The organism is Tabrizicola sp. (assembly GCF_041911175.1).
In the GTDB taxonomy this organism is placed as follows: Bacteria; Pseudomonadota; Alphaproteobacteria; order Rhodobacterales; family Rhodobacteraceae; genus Tabrizicola.
Genome location: NZ_JAYRPN010000101.1, coordinates 39150 through 57716, shown reverse-complemented (window position 1 = coordinate 57716; position 18567 = coordinate 39150). Strand labels below are relative to the sequence as shown.

The window sequence follows — 18567 nt, the reverse complement described above, 5'->3', positions numbered from 1 at the left end:
CGGCTCGGACGAGCTGGCGCTGGTGCGCTCGGGCCTGGACGACACGATGCGGACGGCCTACCAGGCGATGCGCGAGATCTGGCACTCGCGCCAGGACGTCGAGGACCTGCGGGTGGCCGCCTACATCGTCTCCATCGGTCGCGTCGCACAGACCTACAGGTCAAAGGGGCTGTAAGGGGAGGGACGGCTTCGGGAAGGATTGCGGATCGGGGCCCGGCAGACTCTAGGCCAGCAGGCCCCGCCAGGCCGCCAGCGCCGCGCCGGTCCCTTCGCCCTCGATCACGCCAAGCAGCAGCCCGCTATCCAGCCGCGCGACGAGAATGCTGTGCCCCTCGATCAGGGTTGCGCCCAGCATGACGCAAACCGGCGCGCCCGGCCCGGCCGACAGCATGTCGAGCTGGCGGTCCACCGCCTCGCGCTCGTCGTCGAGAAAACCCTGCAAGTGCGAGACCATCTCCTCCGGGCCACTGGACCGGCCTTCATCCGCACCGCCCGTGATGAGCCAGGCCTGAAGCCCTGGCCCAACCGCCTCGGCAAATCCGGCAAGACCCGCGCCCGGGGTCGCGCCCGTCATGCGGTCGGACACGGGTGCCGGCACAAGGGCCCCCTCCTCAGGTTCGTCGCCCGCAAGGTCGTTCAGGTCGATCAGCACCAGATCGGCCAGAAGCGCCACCGGCAGGCCGACGCTGACCTCTTCCCCGCCGCGCCCGATCGGGCCCGAGGTGACGCGCAGTTCCTGCCGAGGTGCTGCGACCGCCTGCATCAGCTTGATCAGGTCGTCCTTGTGTTCATCCTCCAGCGCCTCGACGCCCAGGCAGCTTTCCGACCCGGAAAGGCCGAGCGCGGCACTGACGCGCAGCACCCGGCGACCGGAGACATCCAGCGTCAGGCTGGGGCCACCGGCGGAATCGAACTGCAGCGAGCGGCCAAGCATCGTCTCGTTCGCGGCGCGCAGAAGCTGCGCCAGCGGGTTGCGGTCACCGGCTTCGGCAATCACCCGCGCCCCGCCGGGGGTAAGCCGGACAGGTGCCTGCAGGCTGTGCAGGCGAGCGACGATGGGAAGCGTGGCCTTGTTCAACGGTTTGCCCGACCCCCGTCACGCGCCCCGTCACCCGGCATGGGTGATGCTTTCAAGCGTGTCGCGGATTTTCGCCACAAACGCGGCAAGGTCAATGCCATGATCGCAGATGCAGCACATCGCATCGGCGGGCTCGGTGTCAGACCGCAGGAAGACCCGCACCGCATCGGCACCCATGACCACCGCGCCCTGCGGCTCGCCGAACGCCTCGACCGACAGCGCGAACAGGGGGTCGTCGAAACTGGCCCGGGCCTGGTCGCACAGCCGGTCAAGATGTTCCTGCGTGGTCGCCAGCGACCCGGCGCTGGACAGGATCATGCGCGAGGACAGGTCGGCGAATGCGACCAGCCGGGCCTGCGGAAAGGCCTTTGCAACGGCACCAAGGCTTTCGCTCACGCCCAAGTCAGCGCCCTTCCCGGCTTACGACATCTTCACGCGGCTGGTCGGCAAGGCATCGCCCGTTCCGACGATGTTGTCGGCGAAAGTCACCAGCGCCGGGCCGGTTTCGGCGGTGGGGCGTTCCGTACGCAGCAGGCGTTCGGTCTTGGCCTCCACCCGGCGCGGCAGGATCTTGATCACCGGAGTGTTGCGGATCACCGTCAGCCGCTCGAACGCCTCGGCGATCAGGCTCTGGCCCAGTTCGGTTTCGTCGCCCGAATCCGGGGTGATCGCGGGCTTGTCGGCATCTCCCGGCTCGGGATGGCCCTCGTCGATGATGCGGTGGATGACGTCGAACAGCGCCTGGGTGAAATCGGCGGCCCCGCTGGAGCGCCATTTCTCGGCATCCTCACCCGCGCGCATCGCCTGCAGCAGCGAGACGGGGAACACCTCGGAAAACAGCCCTTCAGTTTCCTGCCGCACCCGCTTGACCACCTTGGCGCGGTCGGTGTCGCCCAGGATCTTGTCGAAGCGCGTGATCAGCAGGATGCTGTTCTGCCGCATTTCCTGCGGGAAGGTCGACCAGACGCCCGATTCCGACTGCCGCCAGGCCTGGGTGGCATGCGTGCACCACAACACGGCATCGGCCAGGTGCGCCATCCGCTCCCACACTTCCGAGGACATCGACGGGTCGGAGATCCCCGGCATGTCGATCAGGTCGCAGTAGCGCAGGATGTCGCTCTTCATGAAGATGCGGACATGCTCGGTGGTTTCCAGGCTGACCCGGTCCAGCTCCGCCAGGTCAAGGTCGTAGGCGTGACCGTCAAGGCCCATCGTGTAGGCATCGTCGGGGCCGTAGGACAGCCAGACCGGCGGCAGCTGCGTCGCCGTCACCTTCTCCAGAAGCGGCCTTGCCCCCATCAGCACGTTGCAGAGCGTGCTTTTCCCTGAGCTGAACTCGCCCATGATGGCGATACGGGGCTTGCGGGTCAGCGGCATTCCTCAGGTCCTTTCGTACCCTCGTCGAAACCTAGTCGGCGTAGATGGCAAGTTCGTCCATGATCGAGGCAAGGCATTCCTGCCGGTCTTCCCAGGCATTCACCCCGAAAAGCTCCTTCATCTCTTCCATCGAAATCTCGGAAGATGCCAGAGCGCTCATCAGAAGCTCGCGCTGTTCCTGCAGGAAGTCCCGCAGGGTGGCCTGGGTGCGTTCGCGGAACAGCCCGATCTGGATCGTCTTCAGATCATTGATGATCGGGTAGGTTTCCGCCCGGATCAGCTTGTTGAAGTCCTGCGCAAAGGCCTTGTAGCCCCGGCGGCGCTGCCACCAGCCCTTCCACCAGCTGACCTGAAGGTCCAGCGCGATGGTCTGGCCCAGGTTGATCGGCGGCGGGATGTAGGACACGACCGGCGTCTCGATCTTGAACCCCTCGACGGTGATCGAGAAGGTCTGGCCGTAGAGGTCGGCGATCTTGACCGCCGTCTCGTTGTTCACCTCGGCGGCGATGCCGTGCATCTTCTTCAGCACCACCTGATAGCTGGACGACAGCAGCATCCGCAGCCCCAGCGGACTGTAGTGCCAGGTCGCATCCTCGCCATTCGCTTGCAGGTGTTCGATCAGGCTGTTGGTCGCGCGGTCCAGGAAGCGTTCGTAGCTCTGGTCGATCCGGTGGGTGAAGTCCTTGCAGACGTTGTTCGTCAGATGGGTCAGCTTCTCGACCGCGCCCAGTTCGATCTTGCGCAGCTCGGCATCCAGTTGCTGCGGGGTCATCGTGCGATTCAGCTGGCCGTCCGATTCCAGGATGCGGACCTGGTCCACCACGTCCAGGCTTTGCGCCAGGTTCAGCGCCTGCCGCGAGGATTTCTGCAAGGCCTCGCGCACCGGGCCTTCGTACATCCGCTGCCCCAGCGCATCCAGCAGGGCCGGAACGCCCGAGGCATGCCAGACCAGTTGCTCCGCCGACCAGCTGTCCATCTTGTCGGCAAAGGCGGCGCGGGTCCAGTTGATCGCCGACTCGGTCGAGTCGTCGGTCATCTCGTCGATCTTGCCTTCCAGCACCGCGTTGGCCCAATGGGCCGAGCCGTAGATGATGTCGATGTCCGGCGGCGCGTTGTTCTTCTCCAGCGTCTCCAGGATGGCGCGGTGAATCTCCGGCACCTGGTTCGCCGGGTCCGGCAGTTCGTCGATCCGGTTGACGAAGATGATGATCTCGCGCGACTGGCGGTGCGCGATCAGGCGGATCAGCGCCATGTCCATCGTCGTCAGCGCCTGGTGCGCCGACAGGACGACGATACAGGACCGGCTGTCGCGCACCGCGTTGATCGTGATCTGCTCGCGCATCATGAACGTGTCGTTCACGCCGGGCGTGTCGCGCACGCAGAGCATGACCGGGAAATCCGCGCGCTCGATGTAAAGGTCGGCGGACTTGGTGATGTCGGTGAAGCGGCCCTGTTCGGCCCCGCCCGCCTCCTCGTCGCCGACGCAGACATAGCGGCGCAACAGCGCGTCATCGACGGTGCCATAGCGGTGTTCGGTGCCCAGCAGCATCTCGAACTTGCGGCCCAGGCGCGCCTGCGCCTTCTCGCGCATCTGCACGACTTGCAGGCGCAGCTTCTCCAGCTCGTCATCCGCCCCGGCGCGGGCCGCCAGCTGGCCGATCCGCCCGCCGTTCGACACCAGCTTTTCCCATTCGGCGTTGTCGAAGAACTTGAACTTCGCCTTCACGTTCAGCTCGGGGCTGGGCGTGTTGATGTGCAGCGAGGTGACGACCGAGGTCCAGGGGTTCACGTCCGTGGGCAACAGCCCCGGCGCGCCGATCATCGCGTTCAGAAGCGAGGTCTTCCCGGCCTTGATCTGGCCGATCACGGTGACCGAGGGCTCGACCTCGCGCACCTGGCTCATGATCCGGGTGACTTTCTTCGCGGTGTCCGGGTCGGCCATCGTCACGAAATCGCGCAGCACGTCCTCGAACTGCGTGATCGCGTCGGCAATGCGCCCCAGCCCCGGGAAGTTGCGCTTCAACGCGACTTCCGGCTCCTGGACGGCCACGGCTTCCGGCTCGTCCTGGTGTTCTGCTACGGCACCCAGTCCCATGATCACCTCACACTTGCGGGATCGCTCCGTCCGATCGCCTGCCCGGGCTATCTAAGCTGGGCGGTCAAAGACACAAGCCCCCGCAATCATGTCATAAGTTTGGAAAGTGGTCCCAATTGGGCACATTCTTGACGATTCTACGCTCACAATGATGTCACACCGCGCGCAATGTTTCCAATTCGCGTCTAAGTTGCAGGATAAGGGTCAGGGCGTCGTCGGCGGGCGCGTGACCTCTTTCCAACTGCATCAACAGGATAAGGTCCATCACCTCGCCCAGGTCGCTGTTGATTCGGCGCAAGGGTTCGGACTGGCCGCGCGCAACCACCGATTGTATTAACTCTCCGGTTTCCCGGGTGTGATCCAGGATCAGATCGACCGGAACCTTCGAGTCCGGGTCGATCTCCCGCTCCAGTTCGGCCGAGCGTGACAGAATCAGGCCAAGCGCCTCCTCCACCAGCGCCTGCTCGGTGCCCGACACCGGGGCCGGGGCGGCAGGTGCCACGGCTGCGGGCTGGGCGCGGGCAGTGATCCGGGCGCGTTCGCGGCGCGGGGCAGGGGCATCGGGTTCGACCCTGCGTTCGCGCATCATGATCGCGCGCGGCGAAAACTGCGCTTCATCCGGGGCGTGCCGCGCAGCCAAAGGTTCGGCTGGCACCGCCGGAGCGCGTGGTGGAGCGGGCGAGCGCGATACCGGGGTTGCCCGCGGCATCGGTTCGGCCCGGGGCGGAGCGACGGGTTCCGCCGGGCGCGGCGCGCGGTCGAACAGGCGGGCACTGCGCTCGGGCCGGGCTGCAAGGGGCTCCGGCGTGGTCATCTCCGGCGCGGGCGGCTCGACCTCGGGCTCCTCCCAACCGTCCTCGGCGACCGTCACCGCCGACAAGTCGTCAGGCTCTTCCGCCAGATCCTGTTCGCGCGCCTCGGCCGAGGCGGCGATTTCTTCCGGCGTGGCGCGCAGCGATGAAAGGTCGGGCAAGGGCGCCCCGCCAGGGGCCGGGCGACGTCCGCCGAACAGTTGCGGACGCGCCGCGCGGGGCGAGTCCGGTGCGGCCCGTTCCGGTCGCGGCGTAACCGCACGAGGCCGCCGCTGCCCTTCCTGTGGGGTCGGCTCGGGCTCCGCTTCGGCAGCAGCCTGCTGCGCCGCGTCTTCGGTCGGTTGGGGTGTCGCGTCCAGCGCGGAAACCACGTTGGCGACCGTGCGTGCAAGCTCGTCCGCTTCTTCGGGAACCGGCTGGGCCTGTGCGCGCGGTCGCCGTGCGGGCTCGCTCGGGCGCGTGGGGGCGGGCGGCTCGGGTTCGGCGGCGGACTCCACCTCGGCCTTCGACTTCCACGTCGACTTCAGAGGCACCATCGGCGTCGCTGCTGTCTCGCCGTCTGTTGCCACCCGCTTGATCCGGTCGGCAAACCTCCGCCGCGAGGTCGGCTCCGCTTCCGGTTCCGGCTCCGACTTGGCTGCGACCACCGGGGCAGGGGCCTCCGGTTCCAGAGGCGCAGGCTCCTCATCGCTCTCCGGCGTCCCGGTCTCCTCCGCCTCGACCGCAATCTCGGGCTCCGGCGCTTCCGGTTCCGGTTCCGGCTCGACATCGGCCACTGCCTCCGTCTCGGGTTCCGATACGGGCTCAGCTTCAGATTCCAGCTCGGGTGGCGGCGCCCAGGCCTTTGGCGCCTCGGTCTCTTCGCCCGGTTCGGCGAAGCGTCGGGCCACGAGTTCGCTCGCCTCGACATGCCGCGCCAGCAGCAATTCGGCGGTGTCCATGTCGGCACGCCGCCCCGACTGCACCCGCGTCTTGATCGCGGCAATCACCCCGGACGCCCCGCTGTCGCGGAACAGTTCGCGGTTCACCACGCCCCCCGGCGGCATCGCCGCCCGCGCCTGCTTGGCCGAGATCGACAGGATCTGCCGGAATTCCTCGCCCGCGCGCAGCTCGACCCGCTCATGCATTGCCGTCGCGGACTCGCGGCTGCCCAGCAAGTCGACCTTGGTCAGGAACATGAAGCTGTTGTCCTTGACCGAATCCGGCAGGCTTTCCCACACCGCCTGCTCTTTCGGCAGGTAGGAGGTCGAGCACCAGATCACGATATCCGCGCGCTTGCTGGCCCAGGTCGCGGCGCGTTTCTGCTCGGCCTCCATCGGCCCGGCCGAGACTTCCAGCAGGCTGATCACCTTCAGCGCCGGCAGGTCCATTTCCAGCGTCACCAATGCAGGCGCCAGCGGCAGGACATCGGCCAGGTCATGACCGGGCAGGATCTTTGTCGTGCCATCGGTCAGCGTGCAGATCATCCGTGCCACATCGCCATGCTGGACGATGATCGTCGGCAGGCGCAGCGTCTCGGGCACGACAGCATTGCCCACAAGCAAGTTGAGGATCGAGGACTTCCCCGACCCCGGCAGCCCAAGAAGAGCAACGCGGGCCGGGCGCTCCAGCCGTTCGATCAGACGCTCCGCAGCCTCCGCCGGGCCTCCGGCGGGCAGGAGCCCGCGGTCTAGTGCGCGGCCAAGCCGCTGGGCGACTGTCAGTTCTCCATCCAGATCTGCCATGTCTTACTTTATGACGGTGACTCGCCTTGGCCGCAACCTCACTGCCGACAAATCCTCCACCGCTTGCGCAGGGTTGCTTTCTTGCACCGCCTGCACCGGCGGGCGCGGCGTGCGCGCCGCCTTGGGCTCGGCGCCCGGAAGCGGCATCGGCGCAGGCTTCGGAATCGGCAGCACCACATGCTCGGGCGCCACGGTCGTCAGCCGACGCGGCCTGACGACCGCCATCGACGGACCACGCGGACGCTCCTCCCGGACGCGGACCGAGGCATCGTTCACCTTGATCACGGTGAAGCTGATGTTGTCCTGGTCGGGATCGTCCAGCCTGATCAACTCGCCCAGCAGGCGTTCGGCAATCTCGGTCGAACGGGTCTTGCGATACTTCGCCAGCACCTTCTCGATCTGGGCATTGGTCAGGAACTGCAATCCGTCCGATGCGCAGACGACGATGTCGCCGGCCAGCAGTTCGACCGGTTTCGTCGGGCAGTCGATCTTCGGGATCCGCGTGCCCATCAGCACCGAGATCAGGCAGTTGCGATCCGGGTGGTTCGCCGCGACCTGAGGGTCCATCAGGCCGGACTTCACCATGAAGTCGATCTGCGGCGCCATCGAATGGTCTTCGTTCAGCTGGCTCAGCCTGCCGTTGCGGAACAGGAACAGCGGTGAATCGCCGATGGAAATCCACCACAGCCGGTTTTCCACCAGCGCGGGCACCACCAGCGTCGCGCCCATCCCGTCGGTTTCCGGGTGGCTGCGGGTATGCTGGCGCAGGGTCTCGTTCGCCAGGTCCGCGACATTGCGCAGGATTTCCGGCGCCCGGGCCTCGAAGGCGGAGACATCGGCGAAATGGAACTTCAGCTCGCTGAAAACCTCGGTCAGGACGATCTTCGAGGCGACATCGCCCGCTGCGTGCCCGCCCATCCCGTCGGCCAGCACCACGAACCCGGCCTCTGCCCCGACCGGGAAGTCCGCGGTGATCGCATCTTCCTGGTAGTCGCGCGCGCCCTGGCTGATGCCGGAAGCTACGTCGTAGCGCGGCTCACGCGATCGCCATATCATCTGCGTCTCCCTCGGAGTCGACCGCCGACCAATTGAAGTCGGCATTACACAACACTTTCAGCACCAAAGTCGTCTCGCCGATCTGGATCTCGTCGCCATCGCCCGCCACCGCCGTCGACAGAAGCGGTTTGCCGTTCAGCCGCACCAGGTTGGATTTCCCGCCGTGGCCGACGTGGAACTGGTGCGTCATCGGATCATAGGCGATGGCCGCATGATGCTGCCGCGAGATCGCCATGTCGCCGAAGTCGAGCGCGATGGTCTGGTCCGAGCCGCGACCGATCTGCGACACGCCACGCATCACCGGGAAGGCCGCCCCGCGACCGGGGCCGGATTTGATCACCAGCCAGCCGGTGGGATACATCACCACCCCGGCCTTGTCGCCGGGCTCGATCGACTCGTCCATCCGGCCTTCGTCGAACAGCGGCACCACTGCCGCAGGCTGCGGTTCGAACCCGAGGACGCGGGTCTTGGTCCGCGTCGCGCGGCGCCGGGCACCGGCATCGGCCGAAATCTCACGCGCAGGGGTCGGCACCGGGGCGGGGGTCGGCGCTTCGGCCTCCTCCTCCATCTCCCAGATGTTGACCGTCGGCGTCGGGCCTTCCTTGGCCACCACCGCGCTTGTCGCAGTCCGGGTCAGCACCTCGGGCGTGCCGTCGGTCAGCTTCGGGAAGCGGCCGGCCGCCGGGCCATTGCCCCGGGCGACCGTGTCGATCGCGGCCTTGGTCGCCTCGATCTGCTCGGCTTCGCTGCCGTCGAACCGGGCGCCGCGCGCCGGTTTCGCTTGCCGCCGAAAGAGCCAGTCGAAGAATTTCATGGTCCCGCACTCCGTCCCAGATCAGGCCTGGGGTTCATTCATCTTCACCCGGATCGGGTTACCAAGACCTCAACAGGTCTGGTTCCGTTCCCCCGGGCCCAACGCACCCGCCACCGCACCTGTCCGTCGTCACCTGCAAGCCGCCTGGCCAGGACCGGCACTGCCACGGGATTTATCGCCCGCTTGACGGACCTTGCTATTGGAAGACTTTGTCCAAAAAATGATCCTAATTCGGTCATTTCGCGGATCGGGATGGGTCAGGATACGCGGCTCACCACGAAGTCCGCAAGCTCGGAAAGAATCTCGCGCAGCGAATGCACGGGCAGGTTGTCCAGTGCCGATTTGGCGCGTGCAACCCAGGCCAGGGCATCCCTGCGGCAGGCAGATATTGCGTCGTGCCGCTGCAGAATCACCATCGCCTGTGCCAGATCGCCCTCACCCTGCTGCCCCTTCTCGATCACCCGCACCCAGAAGGCGCGCTCTTCCGGGCTCGCCTTGGCAACAGCCTTGATCAGCGGGAGCGTTAGTTTCCGTTCGCGAAAATCATCGCCGGTGTTCTTGCCGATGACCGCGTCGGAACCGCCGTAGTCCAGCATGTCGTCAACAATCTGGAAGGCAATTCCCAGCGCATCGCCATAGTCGCGCAACGCCTTGATTTCGCCTTCACCGCCGCCCGCGATCACCCCGCCCGCCTCGGTCGCCGCCGCGAACAGCGCCGCCGTCTTGCCGCGAATGACCTGCAGGTAGACCGCCTCGTCCGTCGCCAGGTCCTGCGCGGCGGTCAGTTGCAGCACCTCGCCCTCGGCGATCGTGGCCGAGGCATTGGCCAGGATGTCCAGCACCCGCAGGCTTCCGGTTTCGACCATCAACTGAAAGCTGCGGGCGAACAGGTAGTCCCCGACCAGGACCGAGGACTTGTTGTCCCACAGAAGGTTCGCCGTCGGACGCCCCCGGCGGCGCTGGCTTTCGTCGACCACGTCGTCGTGCAGCAGCGTCGCCGTGTGGATGAATTCCACCGTCGCCGCCAGCTTCACATGATCGTCGCCCGCGTAGCCCAGAAGCCGCGCCGCGGCCAGCGTCAGCAGGGGCCGCAGCCGCTTGCCCCCGGCCTCGACCAGATGGGCCGTGACTTCCGGGATGCGCGGCGCGTGTTCGCTGGCCATGCGCTGCCGGATCAGCCGGTTCACCGCCGCCATGTCCTCGGCCAGCACTGAGGTCAACCTGTCCTGCGGTGTCGTGATCTTCTGCACCGCGCTCTCGCCCGCTCCGTCCATGCCGTTCATGCTGCCCTTGCCCCGCCTGTCGGGCGGGAGTAACCCGAATTCATGAAGGAACTTCTGCGCACGACCGACCCCACCGTGATCGCCTTCGCCACCGTCCTTCTTGAGGGCGAGGGTATAGCGGCCTTTCCGCTGGACGTCCACATGAGCGTCCTCGACGGCAGCATCGGCATCCTGCCCCGGCGGCTGATGGTCGCCGATCAGGACCACTTCCGCGCCGCCGCCATCCTGCGCGACAACGACATTCCCCTTCCGACCTGATGTTCGCCGAAGATCAGCTCTCGGACGACAATTTCCTCTGCGGCCGCCTGCGCCTCTTGCAACCCGTGCAGGGCTACCGCGCCGCGACCGACCCGGTCCTTCTTGCCGCCGCCTGTCCGGCGGAACCGGGGCAAAGCGTGCTCGATCTCGGCTGCGGAGCAGGGGCTGCGGCGCTTTGTCTCGGGGCGCGGGTGCCGGGGCTGGCGCTCGCCGGGCTGGAACTGCAACCCGCCTATGCCGACCTTGCCCGACGCAACGCCGAACGCAACGGCATATCGGTCGAGGTGCAAGAGGGCGACCTTGCCCGTATACCGAAACCGCTCCGCCGCGATTTCGACCATGTCATCGCCAACCCGCCCTACTACCCGGCCGGCGGCAGCCCCTCGCCCCTCGCCATCCGTGCCCGTGCGATGCAGGTGGAAACGCCGCTCTCCGACTGGGTGGCCGCCGCCGCCCGTCGCCTGCGGCCCGGTGGCTGGCTGACGCTGATCTGTGGCGCCGATGGTTTGCCCGAGGTTCTGGCGGCCCTCGCCCCGAAGCTGGGTTCCGCTGCCGTCCTGCCGCTGGCCGCCCGCGAAGGCCGGCCCGCGCTGCGCGCCCTCCTCCGGGCCCGCAAGGGTGGACGCGCCCCATTCCGCCTGCTCGCCCCCTTCGTCATCCACCAGGGCGCGAAGCATGACGGCGACCGCGAAAGCTATACGCCGCAGGCCAATGCCGTGCTGCGCGACGGGGCAGACCTCACGGCGCTGTTCCGCTGAATTCGCCGGATCATTCTGTCACATAACCGTAACAGGTGATGACACGACTCGGGTTTCGTGATGCACTCGGGGTGTGAACAACCGAGGAGGATGACCATGACGATCGCATCGCATCTGGCGGAACTGCGCAAGAAGCACGAGACTCTCTCGGAGATGGTTGAACTCGCTCAGCGCAGTCCCGGAACGGATGACCTGCAGATCGCCGATCTGAAAAAGCAGAAACTGCGCCTCAAGGAGGAAATCGCGCGGCTGACGACGAACTAGCGTTTCCCGGCGCTGGCCCGGGCGGCCAGCGCCGCACCCCCGGTGATCAGCACCGCCGCCAGGGCGATGGTTGGGGTCGGCTTGGCAATCCCCGCCAGAACCAGCGCCAGCGTCGACAATAGCGGTGCCGCATAGCTTGCGACGCCAAGCAGCTGGATGTCGCCGCGCTTCATCCCGATATCCCAGGTGAAGAAGGCCGCGCCGACCGGCCCGATCCCCAGCGCCAGCACCGCTGCCCAGCCCAGCGGCCCCTGGGGCCAGACGGTGTCTTCCAGCGCCAGATGGCAGATCATCGACAACGCCGCCGTCGACAGGCAATAGACCGTGACGCTTTCCGTCGGCACCGCGCCCAGCCGCCGCGAAAGGATCGAATACCCCGCCCAGGTCAGCGCGCAGAGGAACGCAAGGCCCATCCCCAGCGCCGAGCCCGAGCCCTCGCCGCCCCGCCCCAGCACGATCACCGCCGCCCCGGCAAAGGCGATCAGCGCGCCCACCACATGCTGCGGCCGCAGCCGCTCCCCCGGCAAAAGACCCGACATCAGCACGATGATCAGCGGCCAGAGATAGGCGATCAATCCGGTTTCCGCCGTGGGCGACAGACGGAAGGCGGTGAAATACAGGAAGTGATAGCCGAAAAGGCCGATGGTCCCGAACGCATAGACCTTCCAGCTCACCCCGCGCAGCACGCCGAAGCCGGACCTCGCCGTCCAGACCAGCCCGATCAACCCGCCGATCCCGAAGCACATCGCGTTCAGCAGCAGTGGCGGCACCGGCGCGCTGCCGATGGTGAAGAGCGCCAGCAGCGACCACATCATCACCGCCGAAAAGCCGATCAGAGTCGCCTTTCCCCTGTTCATTGTCCGCTGATCCGCTTTGCTTCGCAACGCTCCTGCATCAGCAACCGAGCAGCGTCCAGACGGGGACGAAAGTCCTGATTCAGGAAGCCCCGACGGAAGGATCGCTGATAGGACAAATGCAGGGGGCTTGCATTGACCTCGCTGATCACGGGTCCGCGCCGCGTCATCGCAATGTCCCAGCCCAGCAGCGCATGGCCCGGAAACAGCCTGTGCGCCGCCCGCCCGATCTCCACCATATCGCTCCATTGCGGCAGTTGGTAGCCCAGCAGGGGAAGGTCCGGTGTGACCAGGCTGTTCGTGATGTCCTTTCCCGTGAGCAAATCGCCAAGCCGGACCATCGTGATCCGCCCCTCTGCGTCCAGCGCGCAGCCGACGTTCGGTTTGCCGAAGATGGCCGCATCGACCCAGGTTCCGGGAGCCGGGTGCCGCCACACGGCGTAAAGAAGCTCGGGGCCTTCCGCCTCCCACAGCGTCACCAGCCGGACAGTGCCGATTCCCGGCCCGATCAACGCCTCGATTTCCAGCGGCTGGCGCAACTGTTCCTGGATCAGCCAGCCGCGCGGAAACTGATTGGCGACTTCCTGTGCCAGCGCCGTCACCGGAACCGTGCGACCGCCAATGTCCACCTCTCCGGGGCCAGCCGGGATCAGCGGGACCGAGCCCAGCGCCATCGTCCCGTCCACCGGCTTGGCAAAGGCAGGCAGCTCACCCGAGAACTCCAGCCAGGCTGCCAGCTCTCCGGCAGTGCGCAAGGTCGGAACCGATCCGAAACAGGCGAACTGGGAATATGCCGCCTTGAGATCCGGGACGGGAAAGCCACTGGCCTGCAGGATCAGTCCTGTCAGGTACTTGTCGGTCATCAGGAGCGTCTGATCGTCTGCGCCGACCGTGGTAAGTGATCGGTTCAGGTGCTTGCCGGACCTGATCCCGACATAGGCGGCCCTCTCGTCCCGGTCGCCGCGCCAGACACCCTGAACGAAGTATTCTCTCGGGGTCAGCCTCTGGCTTCCGGTCAACCGCCGGATGACGTCCAGCCCAATCTTCGCCGCAGATCGCCCAGTCAGACGGGAGACACGCAGAACCGCGGACGCCACGTCCAACTGCGGCTTCGGTGTGCGAACGACAAGAATGGGGCGAGCATCGGTCAAGCAGGTCTACCATCGGCCGGAAAGCGACCGGCCAAGCTGTATCGTCCGACACTCACCCCTGACAAGAGATCACACGAAGAACTGCCCGCCGTTCGCGCTGATCGTGGATCCGGTGATGAAACCGGCATCCTCGCTGGCCAGGAACACCACGATCCGCGCGATTTCCTCCGGCTCGCCCAGGCGGCCCACGGGAATCAGCGGGATGATGCGTTCGTTCAGTACCTTCTCGTCGATGGCCTTGACCATTTCCGTCGCGATGTAGCCCGGGCAGATCGCGTTCACCGTGATCCCGGCCCGCGCGCCTTCCTGCGCCAGCGCCTTGGTGAAGCCCAGGTCCCCGGCCTTGGCCGCCGAATAGTTGGCCTGCCCCGCCTGCCCCTTCTGCCCGTTGATCGAGGAGATGCTGACCACCCGCCCGAACTTGCGGTCGCGCATGCCCGACCACAGCGGGTGGGTCATGTTGAACAGGCCCGAAAGGTTGGTGTCGATGACTTCCTTCCACTGCGCCGGCGTCATCTTGTGGAACATCGAGTCGCGGGTGATCCCGGCGTTGTTCACCAGGATGTCGACGGGTCCGAGGTCCGCCTCGACCTTCGCAATCCCCGCCGCGCAGGCGTCATAGTCCGCGACCGACCACTTGTAGGTCGGGATGCCGGTCTCCTTGGTGAAGGCGGCTGCCGCCTCGTCGTTGCCGGCATAGTTCGCCGCGACCTTGTAACCCGCCGCCTTCAGCGCGACCGAGATCGCCGCGCCAATGCCGCGCGACCCGCCGGTGACCAATGCAACCCGTGCCATCGTGATTCTCCTCCTTAAGGTAAGCAACCGTATCCCATTGAAATCCTGTTACCGAAACGAAATCGGGCGCGCAACATTATTGCGCGCCCGATCCGTCAAAGTCGCAGGCTGCGTGCTTGCACGCGCCGTCCTTACCGCTCCAGGCACATGGCGACACCCATGCCGCCGCCGATGCACAAAGTCGCCAGACCCTTCTTCGCGCCGCGACGGCCCATCTCGAACAGCAGCGTGTTCAGGATGCGCGCGCCCGACGCGCCGATCGGGTGGCCAATGGCGATCGCACCGCCGTTCACGTTCACGATCGACGGGTCCCAGCCCATGTCCTTGTTCACCGCGCAGGCCTGCGCCGCAAAAGCCTCGTTCGCCTCCACCAGGTCCAGGTCGCCGACCTTCCAGCCCGCCTTCGCCAGCGCCTTGCGGCTGGCATGGATCGGCCCGACGCCCATGATCGCCGGGTCAAGGCCCGCCGTCGCATAGGAGGCGATCCGCGCCAGCGGGGTCAGCCCGCGCTTCGCCGCTTCCTCGGCGGTCATCAGCACCACTGCCGCCGCCCCGTCATTGATGCCCGAGGCGTTCGCCGCCGTGACCGAGCCATCCTTGACGAAGGCCGGTTTGAGCTTGGTCATCGCGTCCATCGTCGCGCCGTGGCGGATGTATTCGTCGGCATCGACCACGGTGTCGCCCTTGCGGGTCTTCACCGTGAAGGGAATGATCTCGTCCTTGAACTTGCCCGCCTTCTGCGCCGCCTCGGCCTTGTTCTGGCTGGCCAGCGCGAAGGTGTCCTGCATGTCGCGGGAAATCTGCCACTGGTTCGCGACGTTCTCCGCCGTCTGGCCCATGTGATAGCCGTTGAACGCGTCCCAGAGCCCGTCCTTGATCATCGAATCGATGAAGTTCAGGTCACCCATTTTCTGCCCGGCGCGCAGATGCGCGACATGCGGCGACAGGCTCATGCTTTCCTGCCCGCCAGCGACGACGATCCGCGCATCGCCCAACTGGACATGCTGCGCCCCGAGCGCGACGGCGCGAAGGCCCGAGCCGCAGACCTGGTTCAGCGACCAGGCGCTCGCCTCTTTCGCCAGACCCGCCTTGATATGCGCCTGCCGCGCCGGGTTCTGGCCCTGACCGGCGGTCAGCACCTGGCCCAGGATCGTCTCCTCGACCTCGGCCTTGTCGATGCCGGCGCGGGCGACGACGCCCTCGATCACCGCTGCCCCCAGGTCATGCGCCGGGGTATTGGCGAACGAGCCGTTGAAACTGCCCACGGCGGTGCGGCCCGCCGACACGATTACGACATTGGTCATGGTCTGATCCTCTCCCTGTGCGTCCATGCTGCAAGGCTGTGGCACGAAGGGCTCGCGCCGCATTGCCCCAGCCGTAAGGACAACTTGCTGCAAGTGCAAGAACCATGCGGTCGCGGGCCTGTTTCGCCGGGTGGCACGACGGGCTTTCACCGCCGACGGATAAGGTGCAAGCCCTGCCAAAAATCTACCGGAGGCCCGAGACGGTGGCTGTCCGTCCGCGCCGAAGCGCCGAGGTTGCTTCTGCTTGCCGATGGCACAGGTGCTTCTGCTTGTCCGGCAGGTCCGGACAGTGGGTCGGGTGCCAGCGCAAACTCTCGACGACACGGCGCCTCAGAGCGAGCGTCAAGCGTCGGCACCGATGCCCCGGGCACGCGCTCTCCCCGACCCGCCCGCGCCCCGCGCTGGCCAGGGGCGCTCAGGCCAACTCCTGTCCCTTGAGCGCAGGCCGACCATGCCGGAAGGCCCGGAAATCCGGCGTCACCGTCGGCGGGCCGAAGAGATAGCCCTGCAGGCAGCCGACCCCCGCTTCGCGCAGCCATGTCGCCTCGCCCTCGGTCTCCACCGCCTCGGCGACGACATACATCCCGAGTTCTTCCGCCAGCGCGATTGCCGCCCGGCAGACGGCCTGGCCTTCCGGCAGGCGGTCGACATTCTTCACCAGGCTGCCGTCGATCTTGGCAATCTCGAACCCCAGGTCGCGCAACAGCCGCAGCGAGGTCATTCCGGAGCCGAAATCATCCAGCGCAAAGACGATCCCGTGTTCGCGCATGTCCGCCATGAAGGGTTTCAGCACATCGGGCACCTGCAGGGCCGAGGCTTCGTTGATCTCCAGAATCAGGTTCGCCCCCAGCCTAGGCGCGTCCTGCAAGGCCCGGCGCAGGATCTCCACCCAGGGCCGGTAGCCGACCGACCGCGCCGACATGTTCACCGACACCCGGATCTGCGGGTTGCGCTGCATGGCCATCAGGCCCAGCTGCAAGGCCGCGCAATCGATCTCGCGCCCCAGTTGCTGCTGTTCCACCGCCGCCATGAAATCCCGCGCCGGGATCACCTGGTCGCGCAGGTTGAGAAGCCGGATGAACCCTTCGAAGAAACCGATGATCCCCGGATCACCCGCATAGACCACCGGCTGGAACGCCAGCCGCATCCGCCGGTCCTTCAGCGCCGAGGCGACCATCGCCAGCGTTTCCCGGTCCTGCACCGAGATCGCCGCCGCCAGCGGGCTGGCCAGCGCCGGGTCGCGGTCGAACTTCGATGACTTCGGTTCCTTCAGATAGCCCATGCGAAACCCCCGGCCGGCGCAGTTGACTGTCGACAGCCTAGACCGCCAAGGGTAAACGGAAGGTCAAAATTCGCATTTTGTTCCAATTCTCCCGACCCCGAACCCAAAGGTCTCGCGATGGAAAATGCCGACAATTCGATACGTTGCCCCTGGTGTGGCACCGATCCCCTGTATACCGCCTATCACGACGACGAATGGGGCCGCCCCGAACGCGACCCGAAGCGCCTGTTTGAACTCCTCTGTCTCGAAAGCTTCCAGGCCGGGCTGGCCTGGATCACCATCCTGCGCAAGCGTGACGGTTTCCGCGCCGCTTTCCAGGGCTTCGATCCCACCCTGATCGCCACCTGGGGCGAGCCCGAGATCGCCCGCCTGCTGCAAGACCCCGGCATCGTCCGCCACCGCGGCAAGATCGCGGGCACCATCCGGGGCGCGCAGGCCTTCCTGCGGATCGAGGCGCGCGAGGGCTTCTCGCCCTTCCTCTGGTCCTTCGCCCCGCCGCCCTCCGCCCGCCCGCAAACCCCTGCCGATGTCCCCGGCCAGACCCCGCAGTCGCAGGCCATGTCCAGGGCCCTGAAACGCGAAGGTTTCAACTTCGTCGGCCCGACCATCACCTACGCCTTCATGCAGGCCTCCGGCATGGTCAATGACCATCTCGCCACCTGCCGCTGGGGCTGACCCCTTGGCCTTTCCGTCTTGCCCCGCCATATAGGGGCAAACACCGACAGGAGTCCGCCATGCTGGGACTGGGCGAAGCGCCGCAAGCAACTGCCGATCTGATCAAGGACGTGACCGAGGCCACCTTCATGGCCGATGTCATCGAGACCAGCCGCGAGGTGCCGGTCATCGTCGACTTCTGGGCCACCTGGTGCGGGCCCTGCAAGACGCTCGGCCCGATGCTCGAAGCCGCCGTCACCGCCGCCGCTGGCAAGGTGCGCATGGCCAAGGTCGATGTCGACAAGAACCAGCGCATCGCGGCGCAACTGCGCATCCAGTCGATCCCCACCGTCTATGCCTTCTGGCAGGGCCAGCCGGTCGACGGGTTCCAGGGCGCGGTCCCGGCTTCCGAACTCAAAGCCTTCGTCGACCGCGTCTCGGCCCTGGTCGGGGACGGTGGCCTTGCCGAAGCGATCCAGGCCGCCGAGGACATGCTGACCGAGGGTGCCGCCAATGATGCCGCCGAAACCTTCGCCGCGATCCTGGAGGAGGACCCCGAGAACGCCGTGGCCTATGGCGGCCTCGTCCGCGCCCACCTCGCGCTGTCAAACCTCGACCAGGCCGAGAGCCTGATCGCCGCTGCCCCTGCGGCCATCGCGAAGTCCAAGGACCTTGACGCCGTCCGCGCCCAGCTCGAACTCGCGAAACAGGCCGCCAATGCCGGACCCGAGGCCGAGTTGCGCGCCGCCGTCCAGGCCGATCCCGGCAACCATCAGGCGCGCTTCGACCTCGCCGCCGCCCTTCTTGCCGCCGGGAACCAGAAGGAAGCCGTCGACGAGCTTCTCGAACTCTTCCGCCGCGACCGCGAATGGAACGACGGTGCCGCCAAGACCCAGCTCTTCACCATCTTCGAGGCGCTGAAGCCGCAGGACCCCATCGTCCTCGCCGGCCGCCGCCGCCTCTCCTCGATGATATTTGCCTGATCCCTGACGCGGGCTAGCTCATGCC

18 protein-coding genes and 1 pseudogene are annotated in these 18567 nt (G+C 66.6%); 6 read left to right on the top strand and 13 right to left on the bottom strand.

Annotation, left to right across the window (positions count from 1 at the left end; genetic code table 11):
* Positions 1 to 175, top strand: a pseudogene (locus ACE3P6_RS13965) (glutamate dehydrogenase); the annotation flags it as partial.
* 48 nt (positions 176 to 223) lie between these two features.
* Here ACE3P6_RS13965 and ACE3P6_RS13960 read toward each other — a convergent pair.
* The 8 genes from ACE3P6_RS13960 to ACE3P6_RS13925 form a co-directional block, all read right to left on the bottom strand.
* On the bottom strand, positions 224 to 1078 hold the full coding sequence (locus tag ACE3P6_RS13960) for a hypothetical protein (protein ID WP_374396072.1): 855 nt from the start codon (positions 1076 to 1078) through the stop codon (positions 224 to 226).
* 30 nt (positions 1079 to 1108) lie between these two features.
* Positions 1109 to 1474: a hypothetical protein gene (locus ACE3P6_RS13955; RefSeq protein WP_374372375.1), complete on the bottom strand. Its 366-nt coding sequence runs from the start codon at positions 1472 to 1474 to the stop codon at positions 1109 to 1111.
* A gap of 24 nt (positions 1475 to 1498) precedes the next feature.
* Positions 1499 to 2455, bottom strand: a complete 957-nt coding sequence (locus ACE3P6_RS13950) for a dynamin family protein (RefSeq protein WP_374396069.1) — start codon at positions 2453 to 2455, stop codon at positions 1499 to 1501.
* 31 nt (positions 2456 to 2486) lie between these two features.
* A complete protein-coding gene (locus ACE3P6_RS13945; protein ID WP_374396067.1) occupies positions 2487 to 4550 on the bottom strand; it encodes a dynamin family protein in 2064 nt (687 codons plus the stop codon).
* A 154-nt stretch (positions 4551 to 4704) separates the two neighbouring features.
* A complete protein-coding gene (locus ACE3P6_RS13940; RefSeq protein WP_374396065.1) occupies positions 4705 to 7086 on the bottom strand; it encodes a hypothetical protein in 2382 nt (793 codons plus the stop codon).
* Positions 7087 to 7089: 3 nt separating this feature from the next.
* Complete coding sequence (locus tag ACE3P6_RS13935; protein WP_374372365.1) at positions 7090 to 8142, bottom strand: PP2C family serine/threonine-protein phosphatase; 1053 nt, start codon at positions 8140 to 8142, stop codon at positions 7090 to 7092.
* The gene (locus ACE3P6_RS13930) at positions 8123 to 8956 is read right to left on the bottom strand and encodes an FHA domain-containing protein (protein WP_374372363.1); all 834 of its coding nucleotides are present in this window, start codon (positions 8954 to 8956) and stop codon (positions 8123 to 8125) included. Before ACE3P6_RS13930 ends, ACE3P6_RS13935 begins: the two co-directional genes overlap by 20 nt.
* Before the next feature lie 257 nt (positions 8957 to 9213).
* Positions 9214 to 10239: a polyprenyl synthetase family protein gene (locus ACE3P6_RS13925; RefSeq protein ID WP_374396063.1), complete on the bottom strand. Its 1026-nt coding sequence runs from the start codon at positions 10237 to 10239 to the stop codon at positions 9214 to 9216.
* 42 nt (positions 10240 to 10281) lie between these two features.
* Between ACE3P6_RS13925 and ACE3P6_RS13920 the strand changes: the two genes are divergently transcribed.
* From ACE3P6_RS13920 to ACE3P6_RS13910, 3 genes are all read left to right on the top strand, one after another.
* Positions 10282 to 10497, top strand: coding sequence for a DUF2007 domain-containing protein (locus ACE3P6_RS13920; protein ID WP_374372359.1), 216 nt, complete (start codon positions 10282 to 10284; stop codon positions 10495 to 10497).
* The gene (locus ACE3P6_RS13915) at positions 10497 to 11255 is read left to right on the top strand and encodes a tRNA1(Val) (adenine(37)-N6)-methyltransferase (RefSeq protein ID WP_374396060.1); all 759 of its coding nucleotides are present in this window, start codon (positions 10497 to 10499) and stop codon (positions 11253 to 11255) included. Before ACE3P6_RS13920 ends, ACE3P6_RS13915 begins: the two co-directional genes overlap by 1 nt.
* A gap of 96 nt (positions 11256 to 11351) precedes the next feature.
* A complete protein-coding gene (locus tag ACE3P6_RS13910; RefSeq protein ID WP_374372355.1) occupies positions 11352 to 11519 on the top strand; it encodes a YdcH family protein in 168 nt (55 codons plus the stop codon).
* On the opposite strand, the gene ACE3P6_RS13905 is transcribed toward ACE3P6_RS13910, so the two are convergent.
* The 5 genes from ACE3P6_RS13905 to ACE3P6_RS13885 form a co-directional block, all read right to left on the bottom strand.
* Positions 11516 to 12376 carry a DMT family transporter gene (locus tag ACE3P6_RS13905; RefSeq protein ID WP_374396057.1) on the bottom strand — a complete coding sequence of 287 codons (861 nt, stop codon included), beginning with the start codon at positions 12374 to 12376 and terminating at the stop codon, positions 11516 to 11518. The two genes, ACE3P6_RS13910 and ACE3P6_RS13905, sit on opposite strands and share 4 nt — an antisense overlap.
* A complete protein-coding gene (locus tag ACE3P6_RS13900) occupies positions 12373 to 13392 on the bottom strand; it encodes a sugar-transfer associated ATP-grasp domain-containing protein (protein ID WP_374396054.1) in 1020 nt (339 codons plus the stop codon). The genes ACE3P6_RS13905 and ACE3P6_RS13900 overlap by 4 nt, the downstream gene beginning before the upstream one ends.
* 201 nt (positions 13393 to 13593) lie before the next feature.
* On the bottom strand, positions 13594 to 14319 hold the full coding sequence (locus ACE3P6_RS13895; protein ID WP_374396051.1) for a beta-ketoacyl-ACP reductase: 726 nt from the start codon (positions 14317 to 14319) through the stop codon (positions 13594 to 13596).
* 131 nt (positions 14320 to 14450) lie between these two features.
* On the bottom strand, positions 14451 to 15623 hold the full coding sequence (locus ACE3P6_RS13890) for an acetyl-CoA C-acetyltransferase (protein WP_374372346.1): 1173 nt from the start codon (positions 15621 to 15623) through the stop codon (positions 14451 to 14453).
* Between the two features lie 415 nt (positions 15624 to 16038).
* Positions 16039 to 16905 carry an EAL domain-containing protein gene (locus ACE3P6_RS13885; RefSeq protein ID WP_374396048.1) on the bottom strand — a complete coding sequence of 289 codons (867 nt, stop codon included), beginning with the start codon at positions 16903 to 16905 and terminating at the stop codon, positions 16039 to 16041.
* Positions 16906 to 17022: 117 nt separating this feature from the next.
* On the opposite strand from ACE3P6_RS13885, the gene ACE3P6_RS13880 reads away from it, so the two are divergent.
* On the top strand, positions 17023 to 17580 hold the full coding sequence (locus ACE3P6_RS13880; protein WP_374372342.1) for a DNA-3-methyladenine glycosylase I: 558 nt from the start codon (positions 17023 to 17025) through the stop codon (positions 17578 to 17580).
* A 59-nt stretch (positions 17581 to 17639) separates the two neighbouring features.
* Positions 17640 to 18542 (top strand): thioredoxin, encoded by a 903-nt coding sequence (gene trxA / locus ACE3P6_RS13875; RefSeq protein ID WP_374396044.1) that lies wholly within the window; start codon positions 17640 to 17642, stop codon positions 18540 to 18542.
* Positions 18543 to 18567 lie beyond the last annotated feature (25 nt).

Bases quoted from the DNA above. Each gene is read 5' to 3' on its own strand.
- ACE3P6_RS13885 (WP_374396048.1), bottom strand. From the start codon at position 16,905: ATGGGCTATCTGAAGGAACCGAAGTCATCGAAGTTCGACCGCGACCCG.
- trxA (WP_374396044.1), top strand. From the start codon at position 17,640: ATGCTGGGACTGGGCGAAGCGCCGCAAGCAACTGCCGATCTGATCAAG.
- ACE3P6_RS13925 (WP_374396063.1), bottom strand. From the start codon at position 10,239: ATGAACGGCATGGACGGAGCGGGCGAGAGCGCGGTGCAGAAGATCACG.
- ACE3P6_RS13895 (WP_374396051.1), bottom strand. From the start codon at position 14,319: ATGGCACGGGTTGCATTGGTCACCGGCGGGTCGCGCGGCATTGGCGCG.
- ACE3P6_RS13890 (WP_374372346.1), bottom strand. From the start codon at position 15,623: ATGACCAATGTCGTAATCGTGTCGGCGGGCCGCACCGCCGTGGGCAGT.
- ACE3P6_RS13915 (WP_374396060.1), top strand. From the start codon at position 10,497: ATGTTCGCCGAAGATCAGCTCTCGGACGACAATTTCCTCTGCGGCCGC.
- ACE3P6_RS13930 (WP_374372363.1), bottom strand. From the start codon at position 8,956: ATGAAATTCTTCGACTGGCTCTTTCGGCGGCAAGCGAAACCGGCGCGC.
- ACE3P6_RS13905 (WP_374396057.1), bottom strand. From the start codon at position 12,376: ATGAACAGGGGAAAGGCGACTCTGATCGGCTTTTCGGCGGTGATGATG.
- ACE3P6_RS13950 (WP_374396069.1), bottom strand. From the start codon at position 2,455: ATGCCGCTGACCCGCAAGCCCCGTATCGCCATCATGGGCGAGTTCAGC.
- ACE3P6_RS13945 (WP_374396067.1), bottom strand. From the start codon at position 4,550: ATGGGACTGGGTGCCGTAGCAGAACACCAGGACGAGCCGGAAGCCGTG.
- ACE3P6_RS13935 (WP_374372365.1), bottom strand. From the start codon at position 8,142: ATGATATGGCGATCGCGTGAGCCGCGCTACGACGTAGCTTCCGGCATC.
- ACE3P6_RS13940 (WP_374396065.1), bottom strand. From the start codon at position 7,086: ATGGCAGATCTGGATGGAGAACTGACAGTCGCCCAGCGGCTTGGCCGC.
- ACE3P6_RS13880 (WP_374372342.1), top strand. From the start codon at position 17,023: ATGGAAAATGCCGACAATTCGATACGTTGCCCCTGGTGTGGCACCGAT.
- ACE3P6_RS13920 (WP_374372359.1), top strand. From the start codon at position 10,282: ATGAAGGAACTTCTGCGCACGACCGACCCCACCGTGATCGCCTTCGCC.
- ACE3P6_RS13910 (WP_374372355.1), top strand. From the start codon at position 11,352: ATGACGATCGCATCGCATCTGGCGGAACTGCGCAAGAAGCACGAGACT.